Below are 18,872 nucleotides of genomic sequence, written 5' to 3'. Positions count from 1 at the left end.
CTGTTGTATACGAGTAGTATCATTTATTTTTGTTTTTTATTGGGAATATACAAGTTTTGTGAAGCGATTTGTTGTGAATTTTTCATCATTGATTTGATTTTGTTGAACTTATGATAATACTTGAGTGGATTTATCAGAATCCAAAATGATCTTTTGATAAAAAATGAGCTACCTAGAATCATACAACCAAAGTAATTTTAAATAAATCTATGAAAAAAAGAATTTTATTCGTTTGTGCATTAGCATCTTGTTTTACAGTTTTCAATGCTCAGAGGTGGGAAGCTGTCTCTCAGAAAACTTCACAGATAAGAGAAGGAGTAGAAGTACAACATTCTTATAGAGTGGATCTGAAATCTCTTCGCGAAATGCTGAAAAATGCTGAAGAAACCGGGAAAGGAGCAACGCCGGTTATTATTTCTTTACCCACGGTTGAAGGAAAGATTGAAAAGTTTGCTGTTTATAGCAATCCTGTACTTGATAAATCCCTGGCCGAAAGATATCAGCTTGGGTCATATGTAGGAGTGGGCGTAGATGATCCGTCTAAATATTTGAGATTCAGTACCTCTCCCTATGATATGCAGTCTATGATCATTAAAAATGGTATATTTCAGTTTATAGAACCAATAAGTGCTGATAAACAGACTTACGGTGTATTCTATAAATCAAAGAATGAAGGAGAACACGGCTTTAAATGTGATACAGGAGAACATGATTTTAAGAGTATTAATAAATTGGTAGAGAATGGTAAAAAAATGCTTTCCGGAGTGGGGATTGCCAGCAGACCTACCAATACAAAATACAGAGATTTTAGAATGGGATTGTCCGTTACAGGAGAATACAGCCAATATCAGTTAACAGCGGCAGGAACTCCGGCCAATGCGACCGACGACGTAAAAAAAGGTGTTGTACTGGCCGCCATGAATAATACGATGACCCGCATAAACGGAGTTTTTGAACGTGATTTCGGAGCTCATCTGACCGTTCAGAATCTTCCGGATATCATCTATCTTGATCCGGCTACAGATCCTTATTCTAATAATTTAAATTTACAGTTGCAACAGACCCTTACTTCTGTAGTAGGAAATGCCAATTATGATATCGGGCATGTTCTTAATCAAAATGCAGAAAGAAGCGGAAATGCAGGGGGAATCGGAATTGTCTGTGTAGATCCGGCCACTAATACTGAAATAAAAAAAGGTTCAGCTTATACCCAGGGACCTGTTCCTGTAGGTGAAGTTTTTGACTTTACTGCAGCTCATGAAATGGGACATCAATTGGGAGCTAATCACACATTTTCAAATACTTCTGTCACAGATGCCAATCAGGGAGCCAATGTAGAGCCTGGAGGAGGTACTACTATTATGGGCTATGCCGGAATTACCTATGATAATGTGCAGGCTAACGCTGATGGATACTTCCATTATAAATCCATTGATCAGGTATTAACTAATTTAGAAAGTAAAGTTAATTGCGGAGCCTCTCAAAATATTATCAACAATACTGCTCCAGCCATTAATCCTTTAGCTGCTTATAGTATTCCTAAAGGAACTGCTTATTATCTTGAAGCTTCAGCTACAGATGCTGAAAATGATTCTGTGAACTATTCCTGGGAACAGAATGACAGTACAGATGAATTTTCTACCATTTCCGGCGACAGCGGATGGGGATACAATCCAAAAGGAGCTTTGGCAAGATCAGTTCCCGGAACAGCAAACGGAAGAAGGTATTTTCCCAACTTTGCAAGTGTGATGAATGGAATCCTGACAGACAAACAGAGATGGGAAACAGTATCATATATCCCGCGCACATTGAACTATGCGGTAACGGTACGGGATCTGAACGCTCAGCGTCCTATGGTTTCAAGCTCAACAACCACAGTGACTGTAGGGAATGACGGGCCATTCAAATTCAACGGACTGACCACATCTTCAGTATTGTATAATGATGCACTAAACACTATCTATTGGGAGGTTGCCAATACAAATGCAGCCCCTTATAATACAGCGAGCGTGAAAATAGATTATACTACAAATAACGGTGCAACCTGGACAAATCTTGTAGCTTCAACTCCAAACATCGGAAGCTATAGTGTACAAATGCCGGGTAATATAAGCGGAGCAGTAAAATTAAGAGTGTCAGCTATAGGGAATATCTTTTATGCAGTGTCTCCTGCTGTTACTGTGGGAAGTGCACCTACTTCGACTGCATCAGCGCCTACAGGAGTTTCCACGATAGATACTGAGGTTTTCAAAACAACAGCAAGGGTATCCTGGAATAGTGTTCCCGGAGCTGCTTACTCTGTTAATTACAGAAAAGCAGGAACGGCCAGCTGGTCTAATGTTGCTAGCCAGGCAAATTCTGTAGTTCTGAATAATTTAGAAGATGAAACCAATTACGAAGTTCAGGTAGCAGCTGTGGTAAATTCAGTTCCCGGAACTTTCTCTAATAATTATACATTTAAAACAAAAGGATTAAAGACAGGAGCTGATTACTGCCTTTTAAATTCAGGTTCACCTTATGTAGGAGCCATCTTAAAAGTTACCGTTGCGAATCTTGATTATAGTGATCTTACAGCAAAATCCTATAAAGATTTAAGCGAAGATCTTACTAAAATTGTTAACTTGACACAAGGCAGTAGCTATACGCTTACACCTAGAATAGGGAATTTGTTGCAAAACGGACTTCCGGTAAATGTATCTGCCTGGATTGATTACAATAGAAACGGAGTATTTGAATCTACAGAAAGGGTAGGACAGACTTCAGCGACAGCAAATGCAGGTAATATAGGATTATCAGGTTTTAACTTCACCGTTCCTGCTACCACTTACTCCGGAGATAAGACATTAAGAATGAGAGTCGTTGGTAAATTCGCAACGAGTGCCTTGAATAGCGTATGTGGTGAGTTGGCAAGCCAGGCTGGAGGTATTATGGATCTTCCTGTGAAAATTACTGCGAGTACACTTGCTGTGAGAGAAACGGTAGATACAAAATCATCAGAGGTTTCTGTTTATCCTAATCCTGCAGATACATTTGTAGAAGTGAAAAACCTTAAAGGTAAAGGTGACTATAAAATCTACAGTGCAGATGGAAGACTGGTTCAGGAAGGTAAGATTGATGGAAAAATCAATGTAGCTTCTCTGGTCAAAGGAATGTATGTGATTACAATAAAAGAAGATAAAAATACTTATAATACCAAATTGATCAAGAAATAACACATATGAACCTCCGCACCCGGATCTAAAAGCGGAGAGAAAAAGAGTTTATTAAACTTAAAAAGGCTGTCTCTGGATTGGAGCAGCCTTTTGTTTTACTTATGAAGCCAGGTGACTGTTAAAAAAATCAAGCATGGTGGTTAATGATTTTTCAGAATGCATCCGTTCTCCGTTTTCAAGGGATTCCTGTGTGGTAGCGGCAGCTCTCTTACGCATGTGGTGTTCGTAGGCGGAAATAGCTTCCTTTACAGTAGTATAATTATTACCTGTTAAATGCTCGCTCAGTTCCAGGGCATCCAGCATCGCCATATTGGCACCTTCTCCTGCAAAAGGAGGCATCACATGTGCTGCGTCACCAATCAGAGTCAGGTTAGGCTGTGTTTCCCAGGTCTGATCCAGGGGCATAGAGTAAATCAGACGTGGAATAAAAGGAGTCATTGCATTTTCAAACAATTCTTCCCAGATAGAAGCCCATTCGGAATATTCTGTTTTGAACCATTTCAGCATCTGTGCCTGATCAGAGAAATCAAGACCGCTGGTGGCAGGCCAGTTTTCATCAGCTTTAAAGCTTGCATAAAATCCGAGATCCCCATTGCCTTTTTGCCCCATTAAAATATTTTGAGAATTTCCGAATGCCATTATTTTTCCACCTTTAATCAATGCATCAATCTGAGGTGCATTTTCTTTTGAAACATTTCCTTCCAGCATAATGATTCCGGAGTAAACAGGTTTATGGGTATGGAGATACGGACGGATTTTAGAATTGGCACCATCTGAAGCAATCACAATATCAGCATACACTGATTTCCCGTTTTTAAAATGCAGCAGCCATCCTTCATTCTGGCGTTCCATAGAAAGAAAATGACTGTTCCAGATTACCGTTTCAGGATGCAAAGATTCTAACAGCATATTTCGTAACGGGCCGCGGTCTATTTCAGGGCGGAAATGTTCATGACCAAAATCCTCTTCAGGTTTCGTCTCGTGATCATTAAAAAATATTTCTGCCTTTTCATTCATGATCAGCGTTCTGTCTGCGCCGGGACGGAAAGCCTGTTTAAACTCTTCCAGAAGTTCCGCTTTACGGATGGCTGCCAAACCTGAATCTTCATGCATATCGAGTGGAGAACCCTGTACGCGTGCATTTTTGTTGAAGTCTCTTTCATATACTTTTACATCTGCGCCTTTCAATTGTAAAAGTCTTGCCAGTGTAAGTCCTGCCGGACCGCCACCAACGATTGCTATTGATTTATTGTCTATCAGCATTGTTGATTTAAATTTTACAAGGCAAATTTACCTTCCTTTCAACACGGATAATAGTACAAATCGGTCGTTTTCATTTTTGGATAATTCTTTGGGAGCAACCCCGGAAAACTTCTTTACTTCTTTGATGAAATGGTTCTGGTCTGTATAATTGAGTTCCGGGAAAAGCCTCCCTTGGGCAATATGTTCCAATGATGCTCTGAAACGCAAAATAGTAGAGTAGGCTTTTAATGACAGGCCAAGTTGTTTGGTAAAGTACCGGTTAATTTGTCTGCTGCTCCAGCCTGTTTTTTCAGAAAGTTCCTGCACGCTCATTTCTCCTTTTGAGGTATATACCAGCTCAAAAAGTTTCCGTTTTCTTTCATCTACTTTCAGTGGGAGCAGTTCTTTTATTTTTTGGGTTGCTTTCGTACAGCAATGGCTGAAATCCTTTATATCATCAGCTTTAAAATTCCAGAAATCAGGAGAAAGCTCTTTTCCGATATTCAATAAATCAGCAATGGAGGTATTCAGAATGTATTCAACTGCAAGAGGTTTGAAGCTTACAACAAAAGCGTTCGTATGCGGAGCAATAAATCTTTGTTCAGGATAAGTTTCCAATCCGAGAAGGGTAATATGAAAAGATTCTGAAGCCGACTGTGAGAAAAATAAATCAATTCTTCCGTCAGGAATAATCACAACCTCTTTAGCTTCATCCGAAAGATTCTGAAAAGTGCCCAGATTTTCAACGAAATCTGCAATCTCTTTATCAGGTTCTATGAAAACGTAAGTGAAGTCATTCTCCATAGTAATGCCTTGTGTTTTTTAAAGAAGAAAATTACAAAATACATCTGATCTATTAAAAAAGAATATAGTTTATTTTAATAGGTTATAAATGCTATTTTTGTCAGGAGAGATTTAAAAACAAATATGCTGCAGCTTTTACTTTATGGACAAATCATCACTTAACACCTATTTCCATTCTTTATTCAGTATCCAAGCTGAAGTAGTTGAAAAAATTACTGAAAAATTCAGTCATTTTGAGGTAAAAGCAAATACTGTTTTGCTGGATAAAGATACGATCAGTACCAAAACCTACTTCCTGGAAAAAGGCTATGTGCGGTCTTATATCCTGAATGAAGATAATGAGGAGATTACCACCAATATTTATACAGCTCCCTGCTTCGTTAATGATTTTCTGTCCTTTTTCAGACAGCAGCCTACCAAAGAAATATATCAGACGATCACCGAATGTGTCTTTTGGGAGACCGGATTGGAAAATGTCCAGCATAATTTTCATAATATTCCTGAATTCAGAGAGTTCAGCAGGCTTCTTTTTGTTCTTAATTATTATACGATCCATGACCGGCTCATCGAAATGGCGAGTCAGAAGGCTTCCACGAGATATTTTAACCTGATGAAAAAAGATCCGGATATTTTTCAACATGTTCCTTTGAAGGTGATTGCTTCTTACCTTGGTATCAAGGACAGTTCCCTGAGCAGGATCAGAAGGGATATTTATAAATTGTAATTTCTTTTCATTTGTCAAGTGATAGTTCAGGAATCATCGCTCATCTTTGCTTAAAAATAATTTCATGAACAAAAAACATATTGTTGTAGTAGGATTAGGTGGTGTAGGCGGTTATTTTGGATTTAAAATAAATCAGAATAATGAAACCACGGAAAAATATACCATTTCTTTTGTTGCCCGTGGAGAAACGTATGAGAAAGTGAAAGAAAACGGCTTGACTTTATTATCTCCCGAGCATTCTGATTCACAGACCCGTCCTGATGATATCGTGCAGAATATCAGTGAGATCAAAAATCCTGACCTGGTTTTGATCTGTGTAAAAGAGTACGATCTTGAAAATGTCTGTAAGCAGTTGCAGGAAGTTATTAATAAAGATACTGTATTGCTTCCGATGATGAACGGAGCAGATATTTATGACAGAATCCGTAAAATAATTCCGGAACACACTATTCTTCCAACCTGTATCTACGTAGCTTCCCATATTAAAGAAAGAGGAGTAGTGGAACATAAAGGAAAAGCCGGGAAAATGATTGTGGGAAGAGATCCTGAGCATTTTTCTGCCCCGGTAGAATGGATTACAGAGCTATTGAGTGAAAGTAAAATCGACTTTGATTTTAAAGATAATTCATTATCAGATATCTGGACGAAATTTATTTTTATTGCCAGCTTCGGATTGGTAACAGCAAAGCATAATTCATCTATTGGAACTGTATGTACCGATGAACAACAGCAGAAAGAAGCGGCTGAAATTATGAAAGAAATCAAACAGATCGCTGATAAGAAAGGAATCTATCTTCAGGAAGATATCATTGCTAAAACATTTGAAAAAGCCTCAACATTTCCTTTTGAGACTCCAACTTCCTTACAGCTTGATATTAATTCCGGAAAAAAGGATAATGAGCTGGAATTGTTTGCAGGTGCTGTATTGAAATATGGTTCTGAAGTAGGGGTAGAAACTCCTTTTACTCAAAAAATTTACACCGAGATTAAAGAAAAAATAAGTGTAGGCGAAAGTTGATGGGAAAGAAAATATAAGAAGGCGGGCTAAAGCCCGCCTCCATTGAAAATTAAATATAAAAGATAGAACTTTTTTAGTCGCTTTCTTGCTTCATAGCGTTTATCAGAAGACTCAATCGGGTACTTAGGCACTGTGCATAAATTTTTGCCGGTTTAATAATATTTCTTCAGTTTCCCGATGTTCAGGATCATCTACACAGCAGTCTACAGGGCATACCGCCTTACATTGAGGCTCCTCATGAAACCCTTTACACTCCGTACATTTTCCGGATACTATATAATACACTTCATCCGAGACTGCCTGATGATAAGCATCGGCATCACCTTCCATACCGTCAGGAAATATGATATGTCCTGAAAGTTTGGTTTTGTCTTTCCAGCGCCAGTCAATAGCACCTTCGTAAATGGCTGAGTTGGGACATTCCGGTTCGCAGGCTCCACAGTTGATACAGGCATCTGTTATTTTTATAGCCATATTGTTTGAATTTAAAGGGTTTAAAAAAGGGATTTCGTCAACGTTGAACAGTTCGGAAATCCCCGCTAAACTTAATTACAGCAGTTCAACACTGTTCTTTGAAAATAAGCAGCATAAAGTGTGCTATTTTTTATTTTAAATCATTAATATGCAGTAATTTCTGCCGATACTTAGTCAATAATGGTTATTTTTTTAGAAGCTGCAATGCTGATAAGCTTATCAAACTTACCGGAATACAGATCCGAAATCTGAGAGGGTTGTTCTGCCTTAAATAATGAAGACCTGACAATCGGAACACTGAATGGCAATGGCCAGGCACGCAATGATTTGGCTATAGAATCCATGGCGTTAATTCCCTGCATGGCCTGGAGACCATCAGCCCAGCATACCAGCCCTACAGTTTTATCTGTGAGATAGGGCTCGTACCAGTTGGCGGTTACTTCAAGCCAGTCCAGACAGTTTTTCATTACTCCCGGAATGCTGCCGTGGTAAAGCGGAGCCAGCCAGATATGCAGATCAGCATCTGTAAACATTTGAGCCATACGCTCTACGGCCAAAGGAGTTTTGGTAAGTGTGACATCGAATAGAGGAATGCCGGAGTCAGCAAGTGTAAAAATATCAGTCTGAATTCCCAACATTTTCAGGCGCTCAGAAAAATAATCCGAAATCAGTCCGGAAGTAGATAAAGTTCTTCTTTCCAGTGATCCGTTGAATATGATAGCTTTCATTTTTTTATTGTTTAAAAATTACTTTAGGTAAACCTATTTCACCATACATCAGTGTTTTCACCAGCGGTTTCAGTAATCCTGCTGCTAATAAATACAATGAAGGATCATGATGAGTACTTGCGCGGACAACCACTTTCTGATTTTTATACTGTTTCAGATCAGCATAGATGAGACGGCGTTTCCATAGATCCAGCAGAACAGTTTCTGCATTGTTTAAATCAGCATAAGAAGCGTAAGGAGACAATTTTTCCATAATCAGCATATAAGCCCAGGGTGGAATAATAGCATCCGTAGAACAGATGATCGCTACTGCTTTTTCATTGTAAACAGAAAAATCCACCGCAGCAATTGATTCTTTAAATTCTTTCTCCTTAACAATCATTCCCATAAAAAGATGTTCTTTGATATCCAGTTCTACAATTTCCGTAGTCGGTTTGTAATCTGAAAGGTCAAGAGCAATAATACCTGAAGCCTTTGCTTTATTGATAAAATTTTCCTCAGTCATAATTCGTTTACTTTCAGTATTATTTATCTTACTTTTGACAAAGCTTCTTCATATTTTCTTTCAACAGCAGACCAATCCAGTACAGACCAGAAAGCATCCAAATAATCTGCGCGTTTATTTTGATAATTCAGATAATAGGCATGTTCCCAGACATCTATTCCAAGAATCGGAAAACCTCTGTTGGTGGAGAGAATATCCATCATCGGATTATCCTGATTAGGAGTAGAACTGATGGCCAGTGAGCCGTTGAATTTTACAAAAAGCCATACCCATCCTGAACCAAATTGCGACAAACCTGTCTTCTTCATTTCTGCTTTTAGATTGTCGAGGCTTCCGAAAGTGGCTGTGATATCGTCATGAAGCATGCCTTCAGGATTCAGCTTGGGTTGTGGAGAAATAATTTCCCAGAATAAAGAATGGTTATAGTGGCCGCCACCATTATTTCTGACAGCAGGACTGTATTCACTTATTCTTTGCAGTAATGAATCAAGGTCAGGATTGGTTTCATTGGTTTGTGCCAGTGCTGCATTCAGATTATCTACATAAGCCTGATGATGTTTCTGATGGTGAATGGTCATCGTTTCTTTATCTATAAAAGGCGCCAAAGCATCGTAAGCATAAGGTAACTGTGGTAATGTAAATGGAGTCATTGTATTTATTTTTTTTGATTAATGTCTCACAAAGGTAGAAATATATTTAAATAAAACAACTTTATGGTTGTTTTATTTATTTTCTGATGAATATAAGTAAAATGTTGTAAATCTTTATTTTATCATTGATTTTATATGGTTATAGAAAATGACTATATTTGTTGTTGAAAAATAAAACAACCTAAATATTGTCAAATGAAGAAGCCGTCTGCGGATCGTATTCTGATGTTTTTAAAGATGAGAGGTGAGGCTACATCACTTCTTATTGCTGAAGAATTGTCGATCACCAAAGAAGGGGCAAGAAAGCATTTACTGAATCTTGCTCAGGAAGGATTGATCCGGTCTTCGGTGAAGAGCGAAGGGGTTGGGCGTCCATCTACATACTATACTCTTACAGAGAAAGGACTGGCTCAATTTCCGGATACCCATGCAGATGTTACAGTTCAGATTTTGAAATCCGTGAAAAATCTTTTGGGTGAAAATGCATTGGATTTATTAATCAGCGACCGGGAGAAAAATACCCATGAGCGTTATGAAAAAGTACTTTCAAAGGCAGAATCACTGGAACAGCGCCTCGAATCTCTTTCAAAAGTACGTAGTGATGAAGGCTATATGGCGGAATGGAAAAAAGAAGGGGAAGACTATTATCTGATTGAAAATCATTGTCCGATATGCGCTGCAGCAACAGAATGCCAGGGTTTCTGCCGTGCAGAGCTATCCAATTTCCAATCCCTGATAGGAAAGGAGTATACAGTGGAAAGAATAGATCATATTATTTCCGGAGGGCAGCGTTGTGTGTATAAAATCAGCCAATAATTAATCATTCATCGCTTATAATTTATCATTCAAAATGGCTTTAAAAGCAGTAATATTTGATATGGACGGTGTTCTGGTAGACTCAGAAAAATTCTGGACCCAGGCAGAACTGGATGTATTTTCATCTTATGGAGTGCAGGTTACGGATGATCTTGCGGCACAAACCAGATATATGACGACTCAGGAAGTAACCGAATTCTGGTATAAAAGATTTCCCTGGGAAAATTTTGATGCCTCTGATCTGGAAAATAAAGTGGTTACAAGAGTAATCGAAATGATACAGACCGAAAACTGTACTATGTCTGGTGTAGAGAAGTTTATTAAAAATCTTAAGAACAAGGACTACAAAATAGGGCTGGCTACCAATGCTCCTTTACGTGTAGCACATGCGGTGCTTGAAAAGCTTCAGATTCATGACCTGTTTGATACCATTCACTCATCAGAGTTTGAAAATCAGGGAAAACCTCATCCTGCCGTATATCTTACTTCTGCAAAAAATTTGGGAGTTTCTCCGGAAGACTGTATAGCTATTGAAGACAGCCAGTCAGGATTAAAAGCGGCAAAAGAAGCCGGAATGCAGACTATAATTTTCACCAATAATGACGAAAATATAGATTCAAACCTTGCCGATTTTAAAATCCTGAATTTTAATACAGTTTTTCTGCCGTTATTTGTTGAATAGTGAATAGTGAATAGTGAATAGTGAATAGTGAATCCGCTCCGCTGTGAATGTTAAATGATGTTACAAAATGGACTATTGACTGCGCAGCAAATTGACCATTGACATTTCCTCGCATCTCGCATCCCGAACCCCAAAATCAATACTTCGTCAACACCTCCATCAACAACAAAATAGAAACCAGCTTTTTAGACGACTTATACTCCGGACTAAGCTGTTCACGGATTTCTCCCAAAGCTTTGCTTAGCTTATTACTTACTGTTTTATTGCTGAGCCCCAGCGCTTCTGCTGTTTCATTCACAGACATATTTTTCCTGATTCTCATATTGTATACCTGCTGTTCCGTTGAGGGAAGCTGGGAAACTACTTCATCAATCATAGTCAATAAAGCACTGATCTCATTTTCTTCAAGGATTTCGAAATACTCGGAATCTGCAATTTCTATTTCATTCGCAATATCAAACTCATCAATACTCAGCGTAGGAGGCGCTTTTTTGTAGCTGTTATAAAAATCAATAATCCGGTAATGAAGATGACGGAGAAGGTAGCCTTTGGCACTTTCTGTATCATCGGTTTGTATGGCATCCGTATTCTCAAGAATCTTCATCCACAGGTTCTGGAGGATTTCTTCAGAAACTTCCTTATCCCGTGTCCGTACATAAACAAAGCGATACAGACTATCCCAATACCGGTCATACAGCAGCATAAATGCAGGGCGGTCGCCTGATTTTATTTTCTTTAATAATATATAGTCTGTTGGGCTCATATTGTGATACAAAATTACCTAAAGGAAAATTAACTTTTTGTGAACTTTGGGTGTGATAAGATTAAATATTTCTGAAAAACAGGCCGAAAATTGAACGTTAATGTTGAGTAAATGTGAAATATGACGAAAATTATTAACAATTTGGTTCTAATGTGAATATAACATTAAGAATGCCCCAGGGAAGTTTTTCATTTTCACTGTCTTATAGATAGAAGTATCTGTGAATACATGAAAGACCCCTATGAAAAAACTTTTACCATATAAAAATATTGAAGCCTTTGTTTTCAGACTTTGGGAACGGGAAGTTTCGGAAGACTCAATTTCCGAAAAAGAAAATGAACTTTTAAAACAGTGGAAAAATCTTGCAGAAAAAGATCTGGACATTGTTCATCTTAAAGAATCCAGAGAAAGGGTATTGTCCGGACTGGAAAATTACTTTTCTCAAAAAGATATTGTATCTATCCCGTCAACAAAAAGCTTTAGAACACATCTTTATAAAATTGCGGCGGTTATTATTCTGCTTTTAACATTGGGCGGAGTTTTTACCTACTCCTTATTCATTAAGCCAGATGTTTATCTTGCAAAATCCGGAAATAGTATTGTTCGTCTTGAAGACGGATCTGTGGTTACTCTTTTACCAGGCGCTGTACTGACTGTAGAGAAATCTTTTCCTGCGTCCACCAGAGTCGTGGATTTAAAAGGCGATGCAATATTCTCTGTGGCAAAATCTAAAAAACATCCATTCATCGTTCGTGCGGATGGTTTTAGTACCAAAGTATTGGGAACGGTATTTAAGATTTCACAGTCAGGTGAGAAAAAAGCGGTTGCTCTTTACGAAGGAAAGGTGGCTGTATCCACTCCCGGGGTTCCGGTTTCTTTCCTTAAGCCTAATCAGAAGTGGACCAACTTCGGAGTTGCTCATACTACAGCAGTTATTTCCCTGAAACCTGTAAAAAATTCAGCAGGCAGAATTACGTCAATATTGTCTCTGAGTTTTAACGATGTTCCTTTAAAGGAAGTAGTGACGGTCCTGGAAAGCAATTATCATACAAAGGTTCAATATCCTAAGGAAGCTGAAGATAAAAAAATTACTGCTGATTTTACGGGAGGAACGGTCGGAGAAAATATTGAATCACTGGCTTTCATCCTGGGACTGGAAGTACAGAAAAAAGAAAATACCTATATCCTTAAGAAATAAATCATTATAAAAAATAAATAATCATAATCAAGAGAACACTATTAAGTATGAAAAGTTTGAAATGTGGGATTACCATAGCAGCCTTATTTTTTACTGTAGCCGCAGAAGCTCAGGAGCTGGTTCAGAAAGTAACATTTTCTGTACCTGCCAACAGGCCGTTGATTGAAGTTTTGGAAGAATTTGCCGGAAAAACGGGAATGAGACTGGCATATTCCAAGGTAGACATTAAAGAGCTGAAGGTAAAAGGAGTGAAATGTGAAAATACTTCTGTCAACAACTGTCTGAAGGACATTACCAATGGGCTTCCCGTTATATACCGACTGCATGGTGATCTTATTTCGATAAAATATGAAAGTTCAAATATTTCCGTACCGGGAAAGGGACGTATTTCCGGTAAAATAGTGGATGAGGTGGGAAATCCCGTTACCGGAGCAGAAGTTAATATTGCTCAGAAAACTGTGGTAACAGACAATAACGGAGATTTTACCATAGATCTTCCTTCCGGAACTTATAATCTGACCATAAAAGCTCCTAAATATAATACGCTGAGAGTTGAAAAATTGTCTGTTATCAATAACGAAACCAGTTCTGTTTCATTTGCTTTAAACAAAGCTTCTGATAAAATTACAGATATCAAAGAAGTTGTGATTACGGCAGCCCGTAAAGCAGATACTCAGGCGGGACTTCTTGCCCAGCAGAAGAAAGCAGCCCAGATGAGTGATGGTATTTCAGCGGAACAGATTTCCAAAACACCGGATAGCGATGTAGGAGGAACTTTGAAAAGGGTAACAGGAATTACTACCATTGATAATAAATATGTAGTGGTAAGATCCATGGGAGAACGTTGGAACACCGCGGCCATGGACGGAATTAACCTGCCAAGCACGGAAGCGTATAATCAGAACTTTTCATTTGACATTATTCCTACGGCAATGGTAGAAAGTGTGGTGGTAAGCAAATCTGCCACTCCTGATATGAATGCCAGCTTTGCAGGAGGTTACGTAGAAGTGAGAACCAAGGATATTCCCAATGAAAACTTTACAACCGTTACATTAGGAACTTCATATAACGATCAGTCGGCCTTCAAAGAATTTCTGACCCGCAAGCGAGGAAAGTACGATTATTTCGGATATGATGACGGAACAAGAGATTTTCCCAAAGGACTGGAGCCGATGAACTGGACAGATCCAAGGTTTTTTGAACAGTCCAGGCAGTTTACCAATGACAATTTCAGCACCTATACAACCAGAGGTGATATGGGATCTAATATACAGCTGGCATTAGGAAGGACATATGCTCTTAAAAACAATAATAAATGGGGATTTGCCGGAGCATTTGTCATCAGAAATGAACAGAATAAACTGGATATTGACCATACGGGAAGAGGAAACTGGCTGGATACTACTGGAATGCCTGATGCAAACGGAGAGATTCCATTCTATAATTTCAAAAACAGTGGGGCCTCCTATAATTACAATTCGACACTGGCAGGAATGCTTAATTTTGGATTGCAACTTGGGAAAAACAGAATCTCATTCCGTAATTCATATACCCATATTTTTGATAATACGCTCACAAGAGTAACAGGCTGGAACGAATACTCAACGGGTAGTGGAATGGCATCCAATGCAGAATTAGCTTATAATTATTTTTATAACGGTGTCATCCCCAATAATGATCCGGCTCAGATCAAAAACTTAGACAGGCCTTATACCGATAATACCAATTACCCGATTTTTCAGACCCTTTTACAAAATAAACTGGAAGGAAGCCATAAAATAGGAAATACAGAGATCAGTTGGTTTGCGGCCCGTACAGGAGTAGCTTCTGATACTAAAGACTACACACAGTATATTACCAGGTACGACTTTATCGGAAATGAAATTCTCACATTTCATAAGATCTATAATTCCGGAGCCGATTTTTACAGAGGATATATAGAAAACAAAGAAACAGATTACAATTACGGTGCGTCTGTTAAGTGGGATATGGATGCAGGAAGCTTTAAAAATACCATTAAAACAGGATATGCCGGTGCTATAAAAAACAATACCAACCAGCAACAGAAGTTTTTTCTTCGTGTTGACGAAAACCGTGACGTTCCGAACAGCGAGAAGAACTATTTGACGATGTATGGTTCACTTGCTGACTGGTTTAATGGCTCCCATTATGTTCCGGGTGGTATTGGCTGGGAAACCAAAGCATTGTATAAAAATGACAAGTATGAAGGAGAGGTTAATCAACATGCGGTTTTTGTCATGTTTGATAACCGTTGGAAGAAATTAAGGTTAGTCTGGGGCCTTCGTGCAGAGTACTTTAAATATGATCTTATCTCACAACAATTAGATCCAAATGATACAAAGAATGTGGAAAGAGCAGCCGTTGAAGATAAACCGTGGCAATGGATGCCCTCAGCGAACTTTACCTACAGTCCTACCAATAAAATTAATCTAAGGCTTGCTTACAACAGATCTGTTATCCGCCCTCAGTTCAATGAAAGAACAGGACTTCCTTATTTCGATCCGGTGGCCAACGGTTTGATTTACAATACGGAAATGACTTCTTCTGTCATTAATAATTATGATTTCAAATTTGAATGGTTTCCAGGATTGGGAGAAATATTTTCGGCAGGATTGTATTATAAAAATATAGACAGACCTATCGAACGTGAAGGCCATATTTCCAGCGAGGGAAATCTTTTCCTGTATAATGGAAATTCAAAAAATGCAAAACTGATAGGAGTAGAGGCTGAGGTAAGAAAAAGTTTAGGCTTTATTGCTGACGTAACTTTTCTGGAAAAGCTTTTCATAAGCGGAAATTTTACGTATAACCATACCAAAGTAGTTGCTTTTAAAGATCTGTACAAAACAGGTGATAATGATGAAACCTATGAAGTGAAACGCCCGCTTTACGGACAGACTCCTTATGCTTACAATCTTGGACTGATCTATGATGGAAACCGTTTAGGGATGAGTTTTTTGTATAACGCAAAAGGAGACCAGTACATCACAGTAGGATATGCGTACAAAGGAGAAGAAATCCAGCGGCCTTATGCAGTGGCAGACGCTCAGATCTCTTATAAATTACTTCGTAACAGAAATCTGGAAGTAAAATTAAATGTAAGAAACATTTTTAACAGGGTAAAAGAATATTATAACAATTTCAATTCTTATCTGGCTGCAAAAGATGGAGGAGGAAGTAATGTAGGGACAGAAAGAGAAGCCTGGGATCTGCTTCCGGGAGCAACAGACAGATATGATAAAAATATTGACAAGATCATGTTCAGGGCATACAGTGGAAGAATGTTCAGCCTGAGTGTGAATTATACTTTTTAAAGAAGTATACCAGCGATACAGAAAGATATCTTAAATATAGAAGCGTACAGGTTTCGGGAACCTGATCAAAAACTGAAGAATACTGATGATGTGCACAGCAGTACAGTTCTGAAAAAACCGGACGTTAACAGCTTTTCCCAGGCATTAACGATTCTCATGGGAACGCCCGCAATGCAGTTCCTCCTGCAGCGATGGGATGAACACCAAAAAACAAATCGAAGGAATAGAGAGGAAGATATTCCTGAATAAAAAACTGATCTGGTATAAAAATAATACAGCCGGATTTATTAAAAATTATAACAATGAAAAGACTAACTCTAATTGCAGTGGCAGCATTATCTCTTACAGCTTGTCAAAATGATCAACTGGCAGATTCATCTTCTCCATTCGAAATGAAATCTACTTCTGCTGAGTACCTTACAGCTTCTGCTCTTCCGGTAACTACCGTAAGTGGTGCTATTACTTCAAATACTACATGGAGTGGAGTAGTTGAATTAGATGGAATTGTAACAGTAAAAAATGGGGCTACATTAACAATCCAGCCGGGTACATTCATTAAAGCCAAGCCAAGCGCAAACAATACAGCTACCGGAGTTTTGGTAATTGCTAAAACAGGAAAAATCAATGCAGCGGGTACAGAGGCTCAGCCTATTATTTTCACCAGCTACAAATTGTTAGACGGAAACGAAGATACAACTGCTGCTCCTGGTGACTTCGGAGGTGTTGTTATATTAGGTGATGCGCCTACAAACACTCCATTCACAAAAACAATTGAAGGATTATCCGGTCCTGATTTCTATTACGGAGGTACCAATGCTTCCCATAACGGAGGAACATTAAAATATGTTCGTATCGAGTTTGCAGGATATGATCTTTTAGCTCCGAATTCAGGTAACGAAATCAACGGTCTTACGTTAGGAGGAGTAGGAAACGGAACTACTTTGGATCATATTCAGGTTTCTTTCGGGAAAGATGACTCTTTTGAATTCTTCGGAGGTACTGTAAACGCTTCAAACCTTGTTTCTTTTGCTGCAGATGATGATAACTTCGACTTCGATAACGGATATACAGGAACAATCACTTGTGCATTAGCTTTGGCAGATTACAACTCTACACACAGTCTTAGCGGATCAAGCCCGGATTCTAACGGTATCGAGCTTGATAACAACGCAGAAGGTTCTTCTACAACATTGTTGACTCATCCGGTGATCAACAACCTTACTATCGTTGGTTCTAAGAACTCTACTAAAGGTGCTTTATATGAAAACGGTATCCACATCAGAAGACACGGAAGATTAACATTAAATAACGCTGTCGTTACAGGATATCCTGTTGGAATCAAAGTAGAAGGTACAGGTTCTGAACTTTCTTCAGCTTCAGCATACAGCACCATCCAGGTTCACGGATTTACTACTTCAGTTACAGGTACAGGTACAGCAGGAATCCCTGCAGCTAATCTGTTAACTGGTACTCCTGCATCTCTATGGGGTATGAGCCAGCCTTTCTTCAACGAAGGTGGTTGGAATGTATCTCCAAGAAACTGTGGAAACTTCCAGGGACTTTGGACAAAATACAATTTCTCTATTGTAGAATAATAAAAACTTTAAAAAGCAGGGAACAGCTTATGCTGCTTCCTTGCTTTTACTTCAAAAACATTAATCATCAGCATTATGAAAAAAATAATTTTATCATCTGTTCTGTTTTTATCCCACCTGGCTGCAGCACAGTCTCTGGTATGGGGAAATTCGTTTGATACTCCTGCCGATCTTCAGGGCTGGACTTTTCATGACCTTAATAGCAATGGAAACGGATGGGTACAGGGAGAAAACATCTATCACAACGGAACTACCTTGGCCTATGGAACTGCAGGTGTTCTACGCCATTCTATCAATTTGGTTCCAAATGGAAATGCTAACGGATTTACCACAGAAAATGACTGGATTATTTCTCCTCAGATTGACCTTACCAATACTGCAGGAAGCATTACGTTGGCCGCCTATATCGGGAGACAGAGATCTACTCACACGATTGTTGCCAGAGAACTTTTTATCTATGTAAGCACACCGCAGAAAGAGGTTCCTACATTATCGGACTTCCAGGCGATGACTGTAGATGCAAACGGAAATGATGTTCAGAGTATGTATAAAATACAGGTAGGTGACTCAGCCAATCCTTTTCCGGCAGATCTTACCCAGTTTGTAGAATCTCTTGTAGATCTTTCTGCTTTTGCGGGAAAAAAGATCTATATCGGAATGTGGTCAAACAGAAAAACAAGCGGAAATAATGTCCAGAACATCAATATTGATGAAATCGGAATTTATGCTACTTCATTTTTGGGAACTAAGGATGTAAAAAGAAACAAAATTGTAACACAAATAGCAGAAAATCCGGTAAGAGAATCTTTACAGCTGCAGCTTAATCCGGCGTTGAAAGAAAATACAACCGTAGTTAACATTTACAGCGCAGCAGGACAGAAAGTTCTTACCACTCAGTATTCTAAAGCGATCAACACAGAAGGGCTTACATCAGGAGCGTATATCGCAGAAATTACAGATGGAAAGACTACGGAAAGGCTGAAGTTTATTAAAAAATAATCATTCTATCCCCTTGGAATCTGATTTTAGGAACACCATGAAATTTTAAATAAATAACGGAGAGTCTTTGAAAAAGCTATCCGGAACATATCCAACTAGTTTTTTTATAATTATATATTGCCCGGCC

General features: G+C 38.6%; 17 protein-coding genes. 10 read left to right on the top strand and 7 right to left on the bottom strand.

Features of this window, described 5'->3' with window-relative positions:
• The first annotated feature begins 209 nt into the window (after nt 1-209).
• The gene (locus JNG87_RS07665) at nt 210-3,212 is read left to right on the top strand and encodes a reprolysin-like metallopeptidase (protein ID WP_202843064.1); all 3,003 of its coding nucleotides are present in this window, start codon (nt 210-212) and stop codon (nt 3,210-3,212) included.
• A gap of 99 nt (nt 3,213-3,311) precedes the next feature.
• Here the strand turns inward: JNG87_RS07665 and JNG87_RS07660 are convergent, their stop codons facing one another.
• Together JNG87_RS07660 and JNG87_RS07655 are read right to left on the bottom strand one after the other, a co-directional pair.
• Nucleotides 3,312-4,475 carry an FAD-dependent oxidoreductase gene (locus JNG87_RS07660; protein ID WP_202843058.1) on the bottom strand — a complete coding sequence of 388 codons (1,164 nt, stop codon included), beginning with the start codon at nt 4,473-4,475 and terminating at the stop codon, nt 3,312-3,314.
• Between the two features lie 27 nt (nt 4,476-4,502).
• Nucleotides 4,503-5,258 carry a helix-turn-helix domain-containing protein gene (locus tag JNG87_RS07655; protein WP_202843055.1) on the bottom strand — a complete coding sequence of 252 codons (756 nt, stop codon included), beginning with the start codon at nt 5,256-5,258 and terminating at the stop codon, nt 4,503-4,505.
• A gap of 142 nt (nt 5,259-5,400) precedes the next feature.
• Here JNG87_RS07655 and JNG87_RS07650 point away from each other — a divergent pair, with 142 nt between their 5' ends.
• The gene (locus JNG87_RS07650; protein WP_202843053.1) at nt 5,401-5,982 is read left to right on the top strand and encodes a Crp/Fnr family transcriptional regulator; all 582 of its coding nucleotides are present in this window, start codon (nt 5,401-5,403) and stop codon (nt 5,980-5,982) included.
• A gap of 64 nt (nt 5,983-6,046) precedes the next feature.
• Nucleotides 6,047-7,000: a ketopantoate reductase family protein gene (locus JNG87_RS07645; RefSeq protein WP_202843051.1), complete on the top strand. Its 954-nt coding sequence runs from the start codon at nt 6,047-6,049 to the stop codon at nt 6,998-7,000.
• Between the two features lie 123 nt (nt 7,001-7,123).
• Here the strand turns inward: JNG87_RS07645 and JNG87_RS07640 are convergent, their stop codons facing one another.
• From JNG87_RS07640 to JNG87_RS07625, 4 genes are all read right to left on the bottom strand, one after another.
• Complete coding sequence (locus tag JNG87_RS07640) at nt 7,124-7,474, bottom strand: 4Fe-4S dicluster domain-containing protein (protein ID WP_202843045.1); 351 nt, start codon at nt 7,472-7,474, stop codon at nt 7,124-7,126.
• 170 nt (nt 7,475-7,644) lie between these two features.
• Nucleotides 7,645-8,202, bottom strand: coding sequence for an NADPH-dependent FMN reductase (locus JNG87_RS07635; RefSeq protein WP_202843044.1), 558 nt, complete (start codon nt 8,200-8,202; stop codon nt 7,645-7,647).
• A gap of 4 nt (nt 8,203-8,206) precedes the next feature.
• A complete protein-coding gene (locus JNG87_RS07630; protein WP_202843042.1) occupies nt 8,207-8,707 on the bottom strand; it encodes a DUF2480 family protein in 501 nt (166 codons plus the stop codon).
• A 23-nt stretch (nt 8,708-8,730) separates the two neighbouring features.
• Nucleotides 8,731-9,357, bottom strand: a complete 627-nt coding sequence (locus JNG87_RS07625) for a superoxide dismutase (protein ID WP_202843040.1) — start codon at nt 9,355-9,357, stop codon at nt 8,731-8,733.
• Between the two features lie 195 nt (nt 9,358-9,552).
• Between JNG87_RS07625 and JNG87_RS07620 the strand changes: the two genes are divergently transcribed.
• Entirely contained in the window at nt 9,553-10,173 is a 621-nt protein-coding gene (locus JNG87_RS07620) for a helix-turn-helix transcriptional regulator (RefSeq protein WP_202843038.1), read from the top strand.
• A gap of 34 nt (nt 10,174-10,207) precedes the next feature.
• Complete coding sequence (hxpB, locus tag JNG87_RS07615; protein ID WP_202843036.1) at nt 10,208-10,855, top strand: hexitol phosphatase HxpB; 648 nt, start codon at nt 10,208-10,210, stop codon at nt 10,853-10,855.
• 136 nt (nt 10,856-10,991) lie between these two features.
• Here hxpB and JNG87_RS07610 read toward each other — a convergent pair whose 3' ends face one another.
• Nucleotides 10,992-11,618 (bottom strand): RNA polymerase sigma factor, encoded by a 627-nt coding sequence (locus JNG87_RS07610; protein ID WP_202843030.1) that lies wholly within the window; start codon nt 11,616-11,618, stop codon nt 10,992-10,994.
• 241 nt (nt 11,619-11,859) lie between these two features.
• Here JNG87_RS07610 and JNG87_RS07605 point away from each other — a divergent pair, with 241 nt between their 5' ends.
• The 5 genes from JNG87_RS07605 (at nt 11,860) to JNG87_RS07585 (ending at nt 18,745) form a co-directional block, all read left to right on the top strand.
• Nucleotides 11,860-12,816 carry a FecR family protein gene (locus tag JNG87_RS07605; protein WP_202843028.1) on the top strand — a complete coding sequence of 319 codons (957 nt, stop codon included), beginning with the start codon at nt 11,860-11,862 and terminating at the stop codon, nt 12,814-12,816.
• A 47-nt stretch (nt 12,817-12,863) separates the two neighbouring features.
• A complete protein-coding gene (locus JNG87_RS07600) occupies nt 12,864-16,151 on the top strand; it encodes a TonB-dependent receptor (RefSeq protein ID WP_202843026.1) in 3,288 nt (1,095 codons plus the stop codon).
• 90 nt (nt 16,152-16,241) lie between these two features.
• Nucleotides 16,242-16,400 carry a hypothetical protein gene (locus JNG87_RS07595; protein WP_202843020.1) on the top strand — a complete coding sequence of 53 codons (159 nt, stop codon included), beginning with the start codon at nt 16,242-16,244 and terminating at the stop codon, nt 16,398-16,400.
• A gap of 53 nt (nt 16,401-16,453) precedes the next feature.
• Nucleotides 16,454-17,746 carry a hypothetical protein gene (locus JNG87_RS07590; RefSeq protein WP_202843018.1) on the top strand — a complete coding sequence of 431 codons (1,293 nt, stop codon included), beginning with the start codon at nt 16,454-16,456 and terminating at the stop codon, nt 17,744-17,746.
• 75 nt (nt 17,747-17,821) lie between these two features.
• Nucleotides 17,822-18,745 carry a T9SS-dependent choice-of-anchor J family protein gene (locus JNG87_RS07585; protein WP_202843016.1) on the top strand — a complete coding sequence of 308 codons (924 nt, stop codon included), beginning with the start codon at nt 17,822-17,824 and terminating at the stop codon, nt 18,743-18,745.
• Nucleotides 18,746-18,872: the final 127 nt, after the last annotated feature.

Source organism: Chryseobacterium cucumeris (genome assembly GCF_016775705.1).
GTDB lineage: Bacteria > Bacteroidota > Bacteroidia > Flavobacteriales > Weeksellaceae > Chryseobacterium > Chryseobacterium cupriresistens.
This window is presented reverse-complemented; position numbering and strand designations above follow the sequence as displayed.

What these genes read in the sequence shown, in the direction of transcription:
- JNG87_RS07665 (WP_202843064.1), top strand. Translation starts at nt 210, where the DNA reads ATGAAAAAAAGAATTTTATTCGTTTGTGCATTAGCATCTTGTTTTACA.
- JNG87_RS07660 (WP_202843058.1), bottom strand. Translation starts at nt 4,475, where the DNA reads ATGCTGATAGACAATAAATCAATAGCAATCGTTGGTGGCGGTCCGGCA.
- JNG87_RS07655 (WP_202843055.1), bottom strand. Translation starts at nt 5,258, where the DNA reads ATGGAGAATGACTTCACTTACGTTTTCATAGAACCTGATAAAGAGATT.
- JNG87_RS07650 (WP_202843053.1), top strand. Translation starts at nt 5,401, where the DNA reads ATGGACAAATCATCACTTAACACCTATTTCCATTCTTTATTCAGTATC.
- JNG87_RS07645 (WP_202843051.1), top strand. Translation starts at nt 6,047, where the DNA reads ATGAACAAAAAACATATTGTTGTAGTAGGATTAGGTGGTGTAGGCGGT.
- JNG87_RS07640 (WP_202843045.1), bottom strand. Translation starts at nt 7,474, where the DNA reads ATGGCTATAAAAATAACAGATGCCTGTATCAACTGTGGAGCCTGCGAA.
- JNG87_RS07635 (WP_202843044.1), bottom strand. Translation starts at nt 8,202, where the DNA reads ATGAAAGCTATCATATTCAACGGATCACTGGAAAGAAGAACTTTATCT.
- JNG87_RS07630 (WP_202843042.1), bottom strand. Translation starts at nt 8,707, where the DNA reads ATGACTGAGGAAAATTTTATCAATAAAGCAAAGGCTTCAGGTATTATT.
- JNG87_RS07625 (WP_202843040.1), bottom strand. Translation starts at nt 9,357, where the DNA reads ATGACTCCATTTACATTACCACAGTTACCTTATGCTTACGATGCTTTG.
- JNG87_RS07620 (WP_202843038.1), top strand. Translation starts at nt 9,553, where the DNA reads ATGAAGAAGCCGTCTGCGGATCGTATTCTGATGTTTTTAAAGATGAGA.
- hxpB (WP_202843036.1), top strand. Translation starts at nt 10,208, where the DNA reads ATGGCTTTAAAAGCAGTAATATTTGATATGGACGGTGTTCTGGTAGAC.
- JNG87_RS07610 (WP_202843030.1), bottom strand. Translation starts at nt 11,618, where the DNA reads ATGAGCCCAACAGACTATATATTATTAAAGAAAATAAAATCAGGCGAC.
- JNG87_RS07605 (WP_202843028.1), top strand. Translation starts at nt 11,860, where the DNA reads ATGAAAAAACTTTTACCATATAAAAATATTGAAGCCTTTGTTTTCAGA.
- JNG87_RS07600 (WP_202843026.1), top strand. Translation starts at nt 12,864, where the DNA reads ATGAAAAGTTTGAAATGTGGGATTACCATAGCAGCCTTATTTTTTACT.
- JNG87_RS07590 (WP_202843018.1), top strand. Translation starts at nt 16,454, where the DNA reads ATGAAAAGACTAACTCTAATTGCAGTGGCAGCATTATCTCTTACAGCT.
- JNG87_RS07585 (WP_202843016.1), top strand. Translation starts at nt 17,822, where the DNA reads ATGAAAAAAATAATTTTATCATCTGTTCTGTTTTTATCCCACCTGGCT.